The sequence below is a fragment of the Caproiciproducens sp. NJN-50 genome (genome assembly GCF_004103755.1).
Taxonomy (GTDB): Bacteria; Bacillota; Clostridia; order Oscillospirales; family Acutalibacteraceae; genus Caproicibacter.
Genome location: NZ_CP035283.1, coordinates 2,925,663 through 2,939,455 on the forward strand (window position 1 = coordinate 2,925,663; position 13,793 = coordinate 2,939,455).

Below are 13,793 nucleotides of genomic sequence, written 5' to 3' on the forward strand. Positions count from 1 at the left end.
CTCCTTCATCAATCGAGGAAGCCTTTGTAATGCCGCATCATCATCTGGGATTCCATCTGCTGCACGGTTTCCAGGGCTACGCCGACCAGAATCAGGATGGACGTGCCGCCGACCGAAAGGTTGCTCATGCCGGTCGTGGCACCGAAAATAATCGGCATCAATGCAATGAATCCCAGGAACAGCGAACCGATAAAGGTCACCTTGGAAAGGACCCTGGCAATGTAATCGCTGGTCGACTTGCCCGGACGGATACCTGGAATGGTGCCGTTGCTCTGACGGAGATTATTGGCCATCTCAATGGGATTATACTGGATTGTCATATAAAAATACGCGAAAAGAATAATAAGAAGAAAATACAGGAATGAGTAAAGCCACCCTGTCGAGGAAAACGCATCGAAGAAGCTTTTCCAGAAACCCGTCGCCACACGATTGCCCATCAACAGCTGAATCGTGCTGGGAATGACGAGGATCGAACTGGCGAAGATGATCGGCATCACGCCGGACATACCGATCTTGATCGGTATATGGCTGCTCTGCCCGCCGTACATCTTCCGTCCGACCACGCGCTTTGCGTACTGTACGGGGATGCGGCGTTCGGCGTCATACATAAAGACGATGACCCACATGATGACCAGAAACAGGACGGCGAACAGCGGAACGAGGAAGTAATATTTCCCGAAGCTGGTCGGGTCCTGACCCGCGGCCTGCCAGAAGGTCCCCAGCGTGTTGATCGTGTGCGGCATTCTTGCGACAATGCCGGCAAACAGCAGGATGGAAATTCCGTTGCCGATGCCGAACTGGTTGACTTGCTCGCCCAGCCACATCATCAGCGCGGCGCCCGCCGTAAAGGTCATGACAATGACAACCGCGGCGAACACGGCCTGCCAGCCGTGGTTGTATTGGGTAATTGCGGTTCCCTGATAGGAACTGTTCCGCAGATAGAAATAGTAGGAAGTGCCCTGAATCAGCGCCAGGATCACAGCCACATAGCGGGTCAGTGCCCCCAGGCGCTTCCGGCCTTCCTCCCCTTCCTTTGCCATGCGTTCCAGCGCCGGAATGGCGACTGTGAGCAGCTGGATGACAATGGAGCTGTTGATATACGGGGTCACGCTCATGGCGAACAGCGTCGCGTTCGCAAAAGCGCCGCCGGACAGCATATCCAGATAGCTCAGCGCCGTTCCGGTCTTTCCGACCTCCGTCATCAGCCCTTTCAGGGCATCCGTGTTCAAAAACGGAACAGGGATGGCCGCCCCGAAGCGGAATACGATGATAATAAACAGCGTGAAGAGCATCTTTTTGCGGAGATCGGGAATCGACCAGGCATTCTTGATGGTTTTGAACACCTCAGATCACCTCGGCCTTCCCGCCAGCGGCCTCTATCTTCTGCTTGGCGGATTCTGAGAAGGCAGAAACCTTTACATTCAATTTTTTTTCGAGCTTGCCGTTGCCCAGGATTTTCACCCCGTCGCAGCAAACCTTGACGATGCCGGTGTCGATCAGGGCCTGTGTGTCCACCGTCGCGCCGTCTTCAAACCTGTTGAGCGTGCCGACGTTCACCGCCTTGATGCTGCTGGCGAACACATTGGTGAAGCCCCTCTTCGGAAGACGGCGCTGCAATGGCATCTGGCCGCCTTCAAAGCCCGGACGGATCGATCCGCCAGAACGCGCCTTCTGTCCTTTATGGCCCTTGCCGGCGGTTTTGCCCTGGCCGGAACCAATTCCCCTGCCGATTCTTTTCGGCTCTTTTTTGGACCCCGGTACCGAAGTTAGATCATGTAACTTCATTAATTCGCACCTCCTTATCTTACGCTTTGCTTACCTCGATGAGGTGGATGATCTTCTGCACCTTGCCCTTGGTCTGAGCGTTATCGGGCTGAACCGACTTGTCGCCGATTTTTGTCAGGCCAAGCGCCCGGGCGGTTGCAATCTGGTCCTTTTTGCTGCCGATCAGGCTCTTGACCAGCGTGATTTTCAGCTGTTCCATCCTGCGCGCCCTCCTTTATGCAAATAATTCCTTGACCGATTTTCCGCGCGTCTTTGCGACCTGCTCCGCGTTGCGGAGCTTCTTCATGCCGTCCAGCGTCGCGCGGACGACGTTGCACGGGTTGTTGGAGCGAAGCGCCTTGGTGCGGATATCGCGGATGCCGGCGGCCTCCACAACCGCACGGACCGGGCCGCCGGCGATGACGCCGGTACCGGGTGCCGCGGGCTTCATCAGGACCCTGCCCGCGCCGTACGTGCCGATGATTTCATGCGGGATGGTCGAGCCGCGCATGGCAACCTGAATCAGGTTTTTCTTCGCGTCCTCGATCCCCTTGCGGATGGCGTCGGGAACTTCGCCCGCCTTGCCGATGCCGAAGCCGACGGTTCCGTTGCCGTCGCCGACGACGACCAGCGCCGCAAACTTGAAGATGCGGCCGCCCTTTACGGTTTTGGAAACGCGGTTGATGGCAACCACATGTTCTTTCATTTCCATGGATGATGCGTCAATTCTAGCCAAAAGTTTTTCCTCCTCCTTCGTCAGAACTTGAGGCCGCCCTCGCGGGCGCCTTCGGCCAGCTCTTTGACGCGGCCGTGGTACAGATAGCCGCCGCGGTCAAATACGACCTGTTCAATGCCCTTTTCGGCGGCGCGTTTTGCAATCAGCCCGCCCACCTTGCGTGCGGCTTCCTTGTTTCCGCCGTTACCAGTAAACTCCTTGTCCAGTGAGGAAGCCGCGGCAAGCGTTACTCCCCTGACATCGTCAATCACCTGGGCGTAGATGTTGTTGGTAGAGCGAAATACATTCAGGCGCGGGCACTCGGCCGTGCCCGAAATCTTGCCGCGCACCCTGCGGTGGCGGTTCAATCTGGCCTTGTTGGTGTCAGCCTTGTTCACCATTTGTGATTCACTCCTTCATTACTTCTTTGCGCCCTTGCCGGCTTTGCCTTCCTTGCGGCGGACGTGTTCACCGGTGTAGCGGATTCCCTTGCCCTTATACGGCTCCGGCGGACGCTTCTCGCGGACTTCCGCCGCAAACTGCCCGACCTGCTGTTTATCCGGGCCAAGGATCACGATCTTGTTCGCCGTGGGGCATTCGATGGTAATGCCGTCCACTTCCGGAACCGTCACCTGATGGGAATAGCCGAGGTTCATGACCAGGTTCTTCCCCTGCTTCTGCACACGGTAGCCGACGCCGTTGACGTCCAGCTCCTTTTTGAAGCCCTCCGTCACGCCCGTAACCATATTGTGGATCAGCGAGCGGGTCAGGCCGTGCAGGGATTTGTTCTCTTTTTCATCGTCGGGACGGGTCACGTGGATCTCGCTGTCCTCGACGCTGACAGTCATGTTGGGATGGACCTTTTGCGTCAGGGCGCCCTTCGGGCCCTTCACCGATACAACGCTGCCGTCAACCGAAACGGTGACGCCGGCGGGAATATTTATGGGTTTTCTTCCAATTCGCGACATTGCTGCACCCCCCTGTTACCAAATAAATGCGAGAACTTCGCCGCCCACGTTCTGCTTGCGGGCCTCGCGGTCCGTCATGACCCCCTTGGAGGTCGAAACGATCGCGATGCCCAGGCCCTTCATCACCTTGGGCAGGTCCTCGGCGTTGGAATAAATGCGAAGGCCCGGCTTGCTCACCCTGCGCAGGCCGTTGATGACGGCGGTCTTTCCTTCGCCGTACTTCAGGTTTACCTTGATGATTCCCTGCTTGCCGTCCTCTATCACCGTATAGTTTTTGACATAACCCTCGTCCACAAGAATCTGCACGATCGCTTTTTTCATATTGGAAGCGGGGATCTCCACGGAATCATGCTTTGCGGAACTCGCATTGCGGATGCGGGTAAGCAAATCGGCAATCGTATCTGTAATCTGCATGCCGTCTCCTCCTTTTTACCAGCTCGCCTTTTTTACGCCGGGAATCTCGCCCTTGTAGGCAAGCTCCCGAAAGCAGATGCGGCAGATTCCGAATTTGCGAAGATAGGCGTGCGGCCTGCCACAGATTTTGCAACGGTTGTATTCGCGGGAAGAAAACTTCTGTTCTCTTCTCTGTTTGACTTTCATGGAAGTTTTGGCCACAAGAATCCCTCCTTATTTCGCAAACGGGGCGCCGAGCAGCGTTAAAAGCTCTCTGGATTCCTCGTCGGTTTTCGCGGTCGTCACAAAGCAGATGTCCATTCCGCGGACCTTGTCGATTTTGTCGTAATCGATTTCCGGGAAAATCAGCTGTTCTTTGACGCCCATGTTGTAATTGCCCCTGCCGTCGAAGGAATTCGGGTTGATGCCGCGAAAGTCCCTGACGCGCGGGAGCGCCACGTTGAAAAGCCGGTCCAGAAACTCATACATCCGGTCGCCGCGCAGCGTCACCTTGACGCCGATCTTCATGCCCGCGCGGACCTTGAAGTTCGCAACCGACTTCTTTGCTGTGGTCACCACGGGCCGCTGCCCGGTGATGGCTGCGATATCGCCCATCGCGGAGTCGATCACCTTGGAGTTCTCCTTGGCTTCGCCGGCCCCGATGTTGATGACGATCTTATCCAGCTTGGGAATCTGCATGACGCTTTTGTAGGAAAACCTCTTCATCAGCGCCGGTGCGATTTCCTTCCGATACTGCTCCTTCATTCTTGCCATGTTCATCCTCCTTACAGCGCTTCGCCGCATTTTCTGCAAATGCGTTCCTTCGTGCCGTCCTCATACAGCTTGTGGGAGACACGGGTGGGTTTGCCGCAGTGGGGGCAGACAAGCTGGACCTTGCAGGCGTACAGGGCGCCCTCGGCTTTCACGATACCGCCCTCTTCGCCCATTTTGCGGGGCTTCACATGTTTACTCACCATGTTGATCCCCTCGACGATGACCTTGCCCTCCTTCGGGCTGACCTGAAGGACTTTGCCCTTCTTGCCGCGGTCCTTGCCGTTTAAAACAATCACGGTGTCACCGGTTTTAACATGAATCTTTTTAATCATCAGCGAACACCTCCCTTAAAGCACTTCAGGGGCAAGACTTAAGATCTTTACGTAGTCCCTGTCGCGCAGTTCCCTGGCCACCGGGCCAAAGATGCGCGTGCCCGTTGGGTTTTTGTCGTCCTTGATCAGAACGGCGGCGTTCTCGTCGAACCGGATGTAGGTCCCGTCCTCGCGGCGAACACCCGAAGCAGTACGCACGACCACCGCCTTGACCACGTCGCCCTTTTTCACGGTGCCGCCCGGCGCCGCCTTCTTGACCGACGCTACGATGACATCGCCGATATTCGCGTACCTCCTGCCGGTACCGCCAAGCACGCGGATGCACATGAGCTGCTTCGCGCCGGTGTTGTCGGCAACGTTGAGGTATGTCTGCTGTTGTATCACGGTGCGTTCCTCCTTTGCTTACTTGGCCTTCTCCAAAATCTTGACCAGACGCCATCTTTTATCCTTGCTCAACGGCCGGGTCTCCATGACGCGCACGCGGTCGCCGACGGAGCATTCGTTGTTTTCGTCATGCGCCTTCAGGCGCACGGTGCGCTTGACAACCTTTTTGTAAAGCGGGTGCTTCACGCTGTCTTCCACCGCGACGACGATGGTCTTATCCATTTTGTCGCTGACGACCTTGCCGACCTCGGTTTTTCTGATATTCCTGTCGCTCACGTTTCATCTCCCCCTTCCGTTACGCATTGGCGCTGTCTCTGAGTTCATTTTCGCGCAAAACGGTCTTGATGCGTGCGATATCCTTTTTAACAGCCTTAATACGCATCGGATTGTCGAGCTGATTAATGGTAAGCTGGAAACGGAGGTTGAAAAGCTCGGCCTTGAGATCCTTCAGCTTGCTTTCAAGCTCTTCCGCGCTTAATTGTCTGACTTCCGCTGGCTTCATGACTGCTCACCATCCGTTTCTTCCTTGGCAACAAATTTGCACCGGATCGGCAGTTTGTTGGACGCGAGGCGAAGGGCTTCCTTCGCGGTTTCCTCGGAAACGCCGCCCATTTCAAACAGCACGCGTCCCGGCTTTACGACGGCCACCCAGTACTCGGGCGCGCCTTTACCGGAGCCCATGCGGACCTCGGCGGGTTTTTTCGTGACCGGCTTATCCGGGAAAATTTTGATCCAGACCTGCCCGAAACGCTTTGTGTAACGGGTCATGGCAACACGGGCCGCCTCGATCTGGTTGGCGGTGATCCATGCCGGTTCCAACGCCTGAAGGCCGAACTGGCCGTAGTCGATCTTGTTGCCGCGGGTGCATTTCCCGGTCATGCGGCCGCGCTGTACTTTGCGGTATTTCACGCGCTTTGGCATCAGCATTACTTGCTGCCCCCTTCCCTGCGGGGCTTACGGCTGTCCTGCAGGACTTCGCCCCTGTAGATCCAGACCTTCACGCCGATGCGCCCGTAGGTCGTGGCGGCCTCGGCAAACCCGTAATCGATGTCGGCACGGATGGTCTGAAGAGGAATCGTGCCGTCGTGGTATTGCTCTCTTCTGGCGATTTCAGCGCCGCCCAGACGGCCGGAAACCTGCGTCTTGATCCCTTTGGCGCCCATCTTCATGGCGCGGCCGATGCTCTGCTTCAGCGCGCGGCGGAAAGAAATTCTTTTTTCGAGCTGCTGCGCGATGTTTTCCGCGACCAGCTGTGCGTTCAGGTCCGGGTTTTTCACCTCTACGATGTTGATCGTAACGGGTTTTCCCAGCTGCTTTTCGCACTGCAGGCGAAGCTTTTCAATTTCAGCGCCGCCTTTGCCGATAACGATGCCCGGCTTTGCGCAATGGATGTGAAGGCGCACCTTGGAGGCGTCGCGCTCGATCTCTATTTTTGGAACGCCGGCGGGTTTCAGCTGCTTAAGCAACATCTTGCGCAGCTTGTAGTCTTCGACGAGCGTGTCGCCGAAGACGTTGTCCTTTGTAAACCAGCGGGAATCCCAGTCTTTGATAATGCCCACACGGAACCCGTGCGGATTGACTTTCTGGCCCATAATTTACCTCCTCCTCAGCTTATTCCTGTTCTTTCAGCACCATGGTCACGTGCGAAGTCCTCTTTAAAATCTGGAACGCACGCCCCTGCGCTCTCGGACGGATGCGTTTGAGGATCGGACCAGGAGAAACAAAGCACTGAGAAACATACAGTTTGGAAACGTCCATGCCGTGATTGTTCTCTGCGTTGGCCATAGCCGATTTCAGCAGTTTTTCAAGGCTCTCGCTCGCGGCTTTCGGCGTGTGCTTCAGGATAGCCATCGCTACGTCGACCGGTTTGTTGCGGATCAGGTCGAGAACGATCTGAACCTTGCGGGGAGAGATGCGGGCATATTTCAGATAAGCCCTTGCTTCCATGCGATACACTCCTTTCAGCCGTTATTTGCCCGGCGCCGTTGTCTTGGAGCCGGAATGTCCCTTGAAGGTGCGGGTGGGGGCGAACTCGCCCAGCCTGTGACCCACCATGTCCTCCGTCACGTAAACCGGGACATGCTTGCGGCCGTCGTGAACCGCTATCGTATGGCCGACAAAATCCGGGAAGATCGTGGAGGATCTGCTCCAGGTCTTGACGATCTTCTTTTCGCCGGCCGCGTTCATCTCCTGAATCCTTTTAAGCAGCACAGGCTGAACATAAGGACCCTTCTTTACGCTTCTGCTCATAACTGACAAGCTCCTTTCTGCACGCCTTATTTGCCGTTTCTGCGCTTGACAATCATCTTGTCGGAGCGGTTGTGGTGAGCGCGGGTCTTGTAACCCAGGGTCGGCTTGCCCCACGGGGTGACCGGTCCGGGACGTCCGATGGGGGCTCTGCCCTCGCCGCCGCCGTGCGGGTGGTCGTTCGGGTTCATGACGGAACCGCGGACTGTCGGCCTCCACCCCATGTGGCGTTTGCGCCCTGCTTTGCCGATCTTCATGTTTTCATGGTCGCCGTTGCTGACCTGGCCGATGGTCGCCATGCAGGAGATCGGCACGTTGCGCAGCTCGCCGGAAGGCAGGCGCAGCAAAGCCATCCCGTTTTCCTTGGCCATCAGCTGGGCCATGATGCCGGCCGCGCGGGCCAGCTGGGCGCCCTTGCCGGGGTACAGCTCCACGTTGTGGACGAAGGTGCCGACGGGGATATTTTCCAGTGGAAGCGCGTTGCCCGGCTTGATGTCCGCAGAAGTGCCGGAAACCACCGTGTCTCCGACCTTGAGGCCCTCGGGGGCGATGATATAGCTTCTGTCGCCGTCCTCATACTGAACCAGCGCGATGAACGCGGAGCGGTTCGGGTCGTACTCGATGCTGGCGACCTTGCCGGGAGCGTCGAATTTCTGGCGTTTGAAGTCGATCAGGCGGTACTTTCTGCGGTTCTTGCCGCCGCGGTGGCGGACGGTGATGCGGCCGTAGCTGTTGCGGCCGGAATTGTTCGGAAGAGACTCTAAAAGGCTCTTTTCCGGCGCCTTTTTGGTCAGGACCTTATAGTCCATGACGGACATATTGCGCCGTGAAGCCGTAGTCGGCTTAAAATTAATGGTTGGCATTCTTTCACACTCCTCATGATGGCTTTGCGGGGAGATGCCGGCTCCCCATCCATGCCTCTGCTCTTTTCCTGCAGGCAGAGATTACATCATGCCTTCAAAAAATTCAATCGTTTTGCTGCCTTCGATCAGGGTGACGACCGCTTTTTTCCAGGAACTGGTGTAGCCCTGGCTTTTGCCCTGGCGGCGCAAATGGCCGCGGACGTGAAGAGTATTGACCCTGTCGACCTTGACGCCGAACAGTTCTTCCACCGCGCGGGCAATATCGATCTTCGTCGCGGATTTGGCGACCTCGAAGGTATACCGTTTTGCGCCGATTCCGGACATGCTTTTCTCCGTCACGACCGGGCGGAGAATAATATCCTGTGCTGCCATTTAAGCATACACCTCCTCGATCTGAGCGACCGCATCCTTGACGACGATGAACTTGTCTGCGTCCAGAATATCGTAAACGTTCAGGGTATTGACCACTGCGGTTTTCACGCCGGGAAGGTTCCGGGAGGAAGCGATGATCTTTTCATCCGCGCTCGGCAGAACGATCAGGGCCTTCCTGTCGGAGCCGACCGCGCTGAGCATGGACGCGATGGTCTTGGTCTTGTATTCCTCCAGCGAAAGGCTGTCGAGCACGATCATGTCGCTGTCGAGGACCTTGCTGGAAAGAGCGGATTTCATGGCGAGACGGCGTTCCTTCTTGTTCAGCGTATAGCTGTAGTCGCGCGGCTTGGGGGCGAAAACGACGCCGCCGTGCCTCCACTGAGGAGCGCGCGTGGAGCCCTGTCTCGCATGGCCCGTGCCTTTCTGTCTCCACGGCTTTCTGCCGCCGCCGGAAACTTCCGCGCGGGTTTTCGCCGCCTGCGTGCCCTGGCGCAGGTTCGCAAGGTGGTTGACCACCAGGTCGTGCATCACCTTTTTGTTCGGTTCGATTCCGAACACGGTCTCGGACAGGTCCATCTTTTCGACTTCCTTGCCGGCCATGTCAAGTACTGCTACTGTAGGCATTCCGATTCCTCCTTCCCTCACGCCCTGGCAGCTTTCACGCTGTCGCGGATAACCACGATGCCGCCGTTGGGGCCGGGAACCGCGCCCCGGATGGCGATCAGGTTGTTTTCAGCATCCACCTTGGCGACGGTCAGGTTCTGCACCGTCACCTGCTCCGCGCCCAGATGGCCGGCCATTTTCATGCCGGGCAGCACCCTGGACGGGGTCGAACACGCGCCGTTGGAGCCGCCGTGGCGGGCAACCGGGCCGGAGCCGTGGCTTTCCTTCAGGCGCTGGAAGTTCCAGCGCTTGATGACGCCGGCATATCCCTTGCCCTTGCTGACGCCGGTCACGTCGATTTTGTCGCCGGTCTCGAACACGTCCGCCTTGACCAGATCGCCTACCTTGTAGGCCTCCGGGTCGTCAAAGCGGAATTCGCGCAGCGTCTTCTTCGGGGCCACGTCCGCTTTTGCGAAATGCCCTTTCACCGGTTTTGTCACCTTCGCCGCTTTCAGGTCGCCGTAGCCCATCTGAACGCTTGCGTAACCGTCGTTCTCCACGGTCTTTTTCTGCGCGATCACGCAGGGGCCGGCTTCCACGACCGTTACGGGGATGACTTTTCCCTGCTCGTCGAAGATCTGCGTCATGCCGATCTTCTTGCCGATAATCCCTTTTTTCATTCCTACATTTACCTCCTGTGCAGGTTATTGGTTGGCTTTAAAACCAACTTGACCCCGGCCGCCGGTTGGTTGAATCAGAGTTTGATCTCCACTTCAACGCCTGCGGGGAGCTCCAGGCCCATCAGGGCCTCAACCGTCTTGTTCGACGGCCGCAGAATGTCGATCAGTCTCTTGTGGGTCCGCATCTCGAACTGCTCGCGGCTGTCCTTGTACTTGTGGACGGCGCGCAGAATCGTGATGATCTGCTTCTCGGTCGGGAGCGGAACCGGTCCGGAAACTCTCGCGCCCGTGCGCTTTGCCGTTGCAACGATCTTTTCGGCGGACTGGTCCACCAGCTGGTGGTCGTACCCTTTGATTCTGATCCTGATTTTCTCCTTGACTGCCACTGGAAAATCGCCTCCTTATCATAGTTGGCGGGCGGCGCTTAAAACCTGAACACCGTGCCGGGTGTTTCTTCAACCCCAAATGAAAAACCGGATTCCTTTTTGGGCGAAATCCGGGTGCAGGTTCAAAACGTCTGAGCGCAAAAGGCCGCAGAGCGGAACCTTCCGCATGCTCAAAATTATTTGTCGCCCGGTTTAAAATCGGACATACTCCACGGAAAAACCGGCGCTATCGCGCCGCAACCTCCCGCTTCAACGCATATCTGTCGCAGTCGTGCCTTATTATAGTACCACATGGCCGGATGTTTTGCAACAATTATTTTTCTCCCGCGAGAGGAAATTTATTCCGGTCCCCTGAAAATTTCAGGCGGAGAAAGCTTTCTCCGCCCAGAACCCGCTTACTTTTTGACAAAATAACTCCAGGCCGCATTGCCGGTCCTGAACCCGGAGGTCTGGTCGTAATCCACGATCAGCTCCTCGTGGTCGTCCAGCGCATGGGAAACAGGGATGCTGACTCCAAGACTGTCGTCCTTAAAATAAACGCTGCAGTTCTGCATTCCGGACTGAAGGACCGCAGAGGTGTAACTGACCGCTTTTTTATCCGACATCTGCTTCTTTACGGCGTTCTGCAAAGCGGTCAGCATCGCGCTGTTCTTCTGAACCATATCGGCAACGGAAACGGCCTTCTTGTTTTTTAAGTCGTAATTGACCGCACGGAAATAGGAGACGCTGTCGTTTCCGTCGGATTTATCCACGGTCTCGCGGAAAGTCACGCTGATAAAATCGTCTCCCTGGTAGGATACATGATCGGATACCTTGACTTTCACTTCTTTCGCGGCTTTTGACGTTCCAAGGGAATTGATTGTCTGGAGCGCCGCATTCTTCAGGAGAGTATTGACGGCGTCATAATTGGTTCCATCTGAGGAAAGCTGGGGATAGGAAGCCTTATAGCTTCTGTTGTTTTGGTCGTATTTGTAGTCCACCGTCTTAACGGTGTAAGGGGATTTCTTGATAACGACCGGAGGCCTGGAGACTGCCCCGGAAACCGTAACCCCGGAATACAGGCTGTCGGAGGATGTCCCGCTTGATGCCGAGGACGAACCGGTTCCTTCGGACGACGCGGCCGCGCCGGAAGAAGTGCCGGAAGACGAGCCGGTCTGTCCATGGCAGGCGGCCATGGACAGCAACATGGAAGCCGATAAAAGGAAGATTAAAAATTTTTTCATAAGTATCGATTCACACTCCTAACGATTAACAACGTTATTCAATACGGTCAGCCAAGCGGCCGGTTCACCGGCAAAGGCGACGGGAAAAGGAAACCTTTTCTTGATTATTGCGCTATTATTTTACACGCAATCATCCGCCGATTCAAGTTACAAAACTTTGCGAAAAGATCACAAAACTGTGAACAAATCGGAAAAACAGGTTGCGAAACGCTGAAAGTACCGTTCGGCGCTGCCTTTTTTCATCGCTTCGGGAACGGCCGTTCCCTTAAATTGGAAATCAGGGCGTTGTGCCGCCCGGCTCCGGCCTTGAAGCCCCTCGGCATCCTTTTAACGCAATATATAGAAAAAGCCGCGTTGAAAATCCGCAGCTTTTTAAGATTTTTATAAGCTGATAAACTGATTCTGTCAAGGGCAGACCGTCAATACGCCTTGCCCCAGACGACCAGCTTTTCCGCCGGCTTTCCGCAGCAGACGCAGGTTCCGGAGCCGTGCTCGTGACCGAACGGGATGCAGCGGGAGGAAACGCCCGCCACCTCCTTGAGTTTTTCCTCGCACGCGGCGTCTCCGCACCACATTGCTTTGATGAAGCCGGGTTTCGAGCCGGCGATCTCCTTCATCTCATCGAGCGTTTTCGCTTCATAGGTCTTGCCTTCGCGGTTTTGCAGCGCCTTCTCGTACATGTCGTTCCGGACTTTCCCAAGCTGTTCCGCAACGGCCTCTTCCAGATTGCCGAGCGGGACGAAGACCTTCTCCCGGTCGGTGCGGCGGACCAGCACGCACTGGTCTTTCCCGATGTCCTTCGGGCCGATCTCCAGGCGGAGCGGAACGCCCTTCATCTCATACTGGGAAAATTTCCATCCGGGGGACTGGTCGGAATCGTCCGTTTTCACGCGGAATTGCTTTTTCAGCCGCGCCTGAATCTCCCCGGCTTTTTCGAGCACGCCGGGCTTGTGCTGCGCGACCGGCACGACGACGACCTGGATCGGCGCGACCGCGGGCGGCAGGACAAGGCCGCTGTCGTCGCCGTGGGTCATGATGATCCCGCCGATGATGCGGGTACTCAGGCCCCAGGAGGTCTGGAACGGATGGCACAGGGAATTGTCCCTGCCCTGAAACGTCACGTTGAACGCTTTTGCAAATCCGTCGCCAAAGTAATGGCTGGTGCCGGACTGAAGGGCCTTTCCGTCATGCATCATGGCTTCGATGGTATAGGTTGCCTCCGCGCCGGCGAACTTTTCGCTTTCGGTCTTTTGTCCGCGCAGAACCGGAATGGCAAGCTGCTTTTCGCAGAAGTCCGCGTAAACCTCCAGCATCCTCAGGGTCTCAGCGCGCGCCTCTTCGGCGGTTTCGTGCATCGTGTGGCCCTCCTGCCAGTGGAATTCCACCGAGCGCAGGAAGGGGCGGGTCGTCTTTTCCCAGCGGACCACCGAACACCACTGGTTGTACAGCTTCGGCAAGTCCCTCCAAGAATGGATCACGCGTGCATAATGGTCACAGAACAGCGTCTCCGAAGTCGGGCGCACACACAGGCGCTCCGGCAGCTTCTCGCTGCCGCCCATCGTCACCCAGGCAACCTCCGGCGCAAACCCCTGCACATGCTCCTTTTCCTTATTCAAAAGGCTTTCCGGAATAAAGAGGGGCATTGAAACATTTTCATGCCCAAGCTCCTTAAAGCGCCCGTCCAGATATTTCTGGATGTTTTCCCAGATGGCCCAGCCGTACGGCTCGATGACCATGCAGCCGCGGACGCTGGAATAGTCCATCAGCTCCGCCTTTTTTACGATATCCGTATACCACTGGGCAAAATCCTCCTCCATGGGAGTGATTGCCTCCACCAGTTTTTTCTGTTCCGCCATTGCTGTTTCCCCTTTATGCTGAAATCCGCGGCCCCATCCGGGGCCGGCGGTTCGTCATTCCCTGTTTTTCGTCGCGCGGTTCAAAATCACGATCACCAGAAAGATCAGAAGCATCACGAGAAAGATCCCCGCCATGCCCTTGCCCATCAGTTCCAGCGAACGGCCGATATCGGCGCCGTTCACCGGGCCGACCGGCCCCCGATACGCACTCAGCAGAAAACCGTAGCTCATTG

General features: G+C 56.6%; 25 protein-coding genes. All 25 read right to left on the reverse strand.

Annotation, left to right across the window (positions count from 1 at the left end; genetic code table 11):
• Positions 1-8: 8 nt before the first annotated feature.
• The 25 genes from secY to EQM14_RS16450 all read right to left on the reverse strand — a co-directional run bounded on the left by secY (position 9) and on the right by EQM14_RS16450 (position 13,791).
• Positions 9-1,343, reverse strand: coding sequence for a preprotein translocase subunit SecY (gene secY, locus EQM14_RS14240; protein WP_128743840.1), 1,335 nt, complete (start codon positions 1,341-1,343; stop codon positions 9-11).
• Between the two features lies 1 nt (position 1,344).
• Positions 1,345-1,785, reverse strand: coding sequence for a 50S ribosomal protein L15 (rplO, locus tag EQM14_RS14245; RefSeq protein ID WP_128743841.1), 441 nt, complete (start codon positions 1,783-1,785; stop codon positions 1,345-1,347).
• 19 nt (positions 1,786-1,804) lie between these two features.
• Complete coding sequence (rpmD, locus tag EQM14_RS14250; protein WP_128743842.1) at positions 1,805-1,984, reverse strand: 50S ribosomal protein L30; 180 nt, start codon at positions 1,982-1,984, stop codon at positions 1,805-1,807.
• A 15-nt stretch (positions 1,985-1,999) separates the two neighbouring features.
• Entirely contained in the window at positions 2,000-2,500 is a 501-nt protein-coding gene (gene rpsE, locus EQM14_RS14255) for a 30S ribosomal protein S5 (RefSeq protein ID WP_128743843.1), read from the reverse strand.
• A 20-nt stretch (positions 2,501-2,520) separates the two neighbouring features.
• Positions 2,521-2,880 carry a 50S ribosomal protein L18 gene (gene rplR / locus EQM14_RS14260; RefSeq protein ID WP_128743844.1) on the reverse strand — a complete coding sequence of 120 codons (360 nt, stop codon included), beginning with the start codon at positions 2,878-2,880 and terminating at the stop codon, positions 2,521-2,523.
• Positions 2,881-2,898: 18 nt separating this feature from the next.
• Positions 2,899-3,447, reverse strand: coding sequence for a 50S ribosomal protein L6 (gene rplF / locus EQM14_RS14265; protein ID WP_128743845.1), 549 nt, complete (start codon positions 3,445-3,447; stop codon positions 2,899-2,901).
• Between the two features lie 15 nt (positions 3,448-3,462).
• Positions 3,463-3,861: a 30S ribosomal protein S8 gene (gene rpsH / locus EQM14_RS14270; RefSeq protein WP_128743846.1), complete on the reverse strand. Its 399-nt coding sequence runs from the start codon at positions 3,859-3,861 to the stop codon at positions 3,463-3,465.
• 15 nt (positions 3,862-3,876) lie between these two features.
• A complete protein-coding gene (locus EQM14_RS14275) occupies positions 3,877-4,062 on the reverse strand; it encodes a type Z 30S ribosomal protein S14 (RefSeq protein WP_066650243.1) in 186 nt (61 codons plus the stop codon).
• Positions 4,063-4,074: 12 nt separating this feature from the next.
• Positions 4,075-4,614, reverse strand: coding sequence for a 50S ribosomal protein L5 (gene rplE / locus EQM14_RS14280; RefSeq protein ID WP_128743847.1), 540 nt, complete (start codon positions 4,612-4,614; stop codon positions 4,075-4,077).
• A gap of 11 nt (positions 4,615-4,625) precedes the next feature.
• Positions 4,626-4,943, reverse strand: a complete 318-nt coding sequence (rplX, locus tag EQM14_RS14285; protein ID WP_205703259.1) for a 50S ribosomal protein L24 — start codon at positions 4,941-4,943, stop codon at positions 4,626-4,628.
• Positions 4,944-4,961: 18 nt separating this feature from the next.
• Positions 4,962-5,330 carry a 50S ribosomal protein L14 gene (gene rplN / locus EQM14_RS14290; RefSeq protein WP_128743849.1) on the reverse strand — a complete coding sequence of 123 codons (369 nt, stop codon included), beginning with the start codon at positions 5,328-5,330 and terminating at the stop codon, positions 4,962-4,964.
• An 18-nt stretch (positions 5,331-5,348) separates the two neighbouring features.
• Positions 5,349-5,606: a 30S ribosomal protein S17 gene (rpsQ, locus tag EQM14_RS14295; protein ID WP_128743850.1), complete on the reverse strand. Its 258-nt coding sequence runs from the start codon at positions 5,604-5,606 to the stop codon at positions 5,349-5,351.
• A gap of 19 nt (positions 5,607-5,625) precedes the next feature.
• Complete coding sequence (gene rpmC, locus EQM14_RS14300) at positions 5,626-5,832, reverse strand: 50S ribosomal protein L29 (protein ID WP_128743851.1); 207 nt, start codon at positions 5,830-5,832, stop codon at positions 5,626-5,628.
• Positions 5,829-6,257: a 50S ribosomal protein L16 gene (gene rplP / locus EQM14_RS14305; RefSeq protein WP_128743852.1), complete on the reverse strand. Its 429-nt coding sequence runs from the start codon at positions 6,255-6,257 to the stop codon at positions 5,829-5,831. Before rplP ends, rpmC begins: the two co-directional genes overlap by 4 nt.
• Positions 6,257-6,922 (reverse strand): 30S ribosomal protein S3, encoded by a 666-nt coding sequence (rpsC, locus tag EQM14_RS14310; RefSeq protein ID WP_128743853.1) that lies wholly within the window; start codon positions 6,920-6,922, stop codon positions 6,257-6,259. Before rpsC ends, rplP begins: the two co-directional genes overlap by 1 nt.
• Before the next feature lie 19 nt (positions 6,923-6,941).
• Positions 6,942-7,277, reverse strand: a complete 336-nt coding sequence (rplV, locus tag EQM14_RS14315) for a 50S ribosomal protein L22 (RefSeq protein ID WP_128743854.1) — start codon at positions 7,275-7,277, stop codon at positions 6,942-6,944.
• A 21-nt stretch (positions 7,278-7,298) separates the two neighbouring features.
• Entirely contained in the window at positions 7,299-7,580 is a 282-nt protein-coding gene (gene rpsS, locus EQM14_RS14320) for a 30S ribosomal protein S19 (RefSeq protein WP_128743855.1), read from the reverse strand.
• Between the two features lie 26 nt (positions 7,581-7,606).
• Positions 7,607-8,440, reverse strand: a complete 834-nt coding sequence (rplB, locus tag EQM14_RS14325; RefSeq protein ID WP_128743856.1) for a 50S ribosomal protein L2 — start codon at positions 8,438-8,440, stop codon at positions 7,607-7,609.
• 81 nt (positions 8,441-8,521) lie between these two features.
• Positions 8,522-8,812: a 50S ribosomal protein L23 gene (rplW, locus tag EQM14_RS14330; RefSeq protein WP_128743857.1), complete on the reverse strand. Its 291-nt coding sequence runs from the start codon at positions 8,810-8,812 to the stop codon at positions 8,522-8,524.
• Positions 8,813-9,436, reverse strand: a complete 624-nt coding sequence (rplD, locus tag EQM14_RS14335) for a 50S ribosomal protein L4 (RefSeq protein ID WP_128743858.1) — start codon at positions 9,434-9,436, stop codon at positions 8,813-8,815.
• Between the two features lie 17 nt (positions 9,437-9,453).
• Positions 9,454-10,095, reverse strand: coding sequence for a 50S ribosomal protein L3 (gene rplC / locus EQM14_RS14340; RefSeq protein ID WP_128743859.1), 642 nt, complete (start codon positions 10,093-10,095; stop codon positions 9,454-9,456).
• Positions 10,096-10,169: 74 nt separating this feature from the next.
• A complete protein-coding gene (rpsJ, locus tag EQM14_RS14345; protein ID WP_066650219.1) occupies positions 10,170-10,481 on the reverse strand; it encodes a 30S ribosomal protein S10 in 312 nt (103 codons plus the stop codon).
• A 395-nt stretch (positions 10,482-10,876) separates the two neighbouring features.
• The gene (locus tag EQM14_RS14350; protein ID WP_128743860.1) at positions 10,877-11,704 is read right to left on the reverse strand and encodes a hypothetical protein; all 828 of its coding nucleotides are present in this window, start codon (positions 11,702-11,704) and stop codon (positions 10,877-10,879) included.
• Between the two features lie 419 nt (positions 11,705-12,123).
• The gene (gene proS / locus EQM14_RS14355; RefSeq protein WP_128743861.1) at positions 12,124-13,560 is read right to left on the reverse strand and encodes a proline--tRNA ligase; all 1,437 of its coding nucleotides are present in this window, start codon (positions 13,558-13,560) and stop codon (positions 12,124-12,126) included.
• Between the two features lie 54 nt (positions 13,561-13,614).
• Positions 13,615-13,791: an OadG-related small transporter subunit gene (locus tag EQM14_RS16450; protein ID WP_164918889.1), complete on the reverse strand. Its 177-nt coding sequence runs from the start codon at positions 13,789-13,791 to the stop codon at positions 13,615-13,617.
• Between the last annotated feature and the right edge of the window lie 2 nt (positions 13,792-13,793).

Excerpts from the sequence above, each read along its gene's own strand:
- rplW (WP_128743857.1), bottom strand. The coding sequence starts at position 8,812 with ATGGCAGCACAGGATATTATTCTCCGCCCGGTCGTGACGGAGAAAAGC.
- rpmC (WP_128743851.1), bottom strand. The coding sequence starts at position 5,832 with ATGAAGCCAGCGGAAGTCAGACAATTAAGCGCGGAAGAGCTTGAAAGC.
- rplE (WP_128743847.1), bottom strand. The coding sequence starts at position 4,614 with ATGGCAAGAATGAAGGAGCAGTATCGGAAGGAAATCGCACCGGCGCTG.
- rplV (WP_128743854.1), bottom strand. The coding sequence starts at position 7,277 with ATGGAAGCAAGGGCTTATCTGAAATATGCCCGCATCTCTCCCCGCAAG.
- EQM14_RS14350 (WP_128743860.1), bottom strand. The coding sequence starts at position 11,704 with ATGAAAAAATTTTTAATCTTCCTTTTATCGGCTTCCATGTTGCTGTCC.
- rplP (WP_128743852.1), bottom strand. The coding sequence starts at position 6,257 with ATGCTGATGCCAAAGCGCGTGAAATACCGCAAAGTACAGCGCGGCCGC.
- rpsS (WP_128743855.1), bottom strand. The coding sequence starts at position 7,580 with ATGAGCAGAAGCGTAAAGAAGGGTCCTTATGTTCAGCCTGTGCTGCTT.
- rplD (WP_128743858.1), bottom strand. The coding sequence starts at position 9,436 with ATGCCTACAGTAGCAGTACTTGACATGGCCGGCAAGGAAGTCGAAAAG.
- rplR (WP_128743844.1), bottom strand. The coding sequence starts at position 2,880 with ATGGTGAACAAGGCTGACACCAACAAGGCCAGATTGAACCGCCACCGC.
- rplC (WP_128743859.1), bottom strand. The coding sequence starts at position 10,095 with ATGAAAAAAGGGATTATCGGCAAGAAGATCGGCATGACGCAGATCTTC.
- rplF (WP_128743845.1), bottom strand. The coding sequence starts at position 3,447 with ATGTCGCGAATTGGAAGAAAACCCATAAATATTCCCGCCGGCGTCACC.
- rpsH (WP_128743846.1), bottom strand. The coding sequence starts at position 3,861 with ATGCAGATTACAGATACGATTGCCGATTTGCTTACCCGCATCCGCAAT.
- rpmD (WP_128743842.1), bottom strand. The coding sequence starts at position 1,984 with ATGGAACAGCTGAAAATCACGCTGGTCAAGAGCCTGATCGGCAGCAAA.
- rplB (WP_128743856.1), bottom strand. The coding sequence starts at position 8,440 with ATGCCAACCATTAATTTTAAGCCGACTACGGCTTCACGGCGCAATATG.
- proS (WP_128743861.1), bottom strand. The coding sequence starts at position 13,560 with ATGGCGGAACAGAAAAAACTGGTGGAGGCAATCACTCCCATGGAGGAG.
- EQM14_RS16450 (WP_164918889.1), bottom strand. The coding sequence starts at position 13,791 with ATGAGCTACGGTTTTCTGCTGAGTGCGTATCGGGGGCCGGTCGGCCCG.
- rplO (WP_128743841.1), bottom strand. The coding sequence starts at position 1,785 with ATGAAGTTACATGATCTAACTTCGGTACCGGGGTCCAAAAAAGAGCCG.
- rpsC (WP_128743853.1), bottom strand. The coding sequence starts at position 6,922 with ATGGGCCAGAAAGTCAATCCGCACGGGTTCCGTGTGGGCATTATCAAA.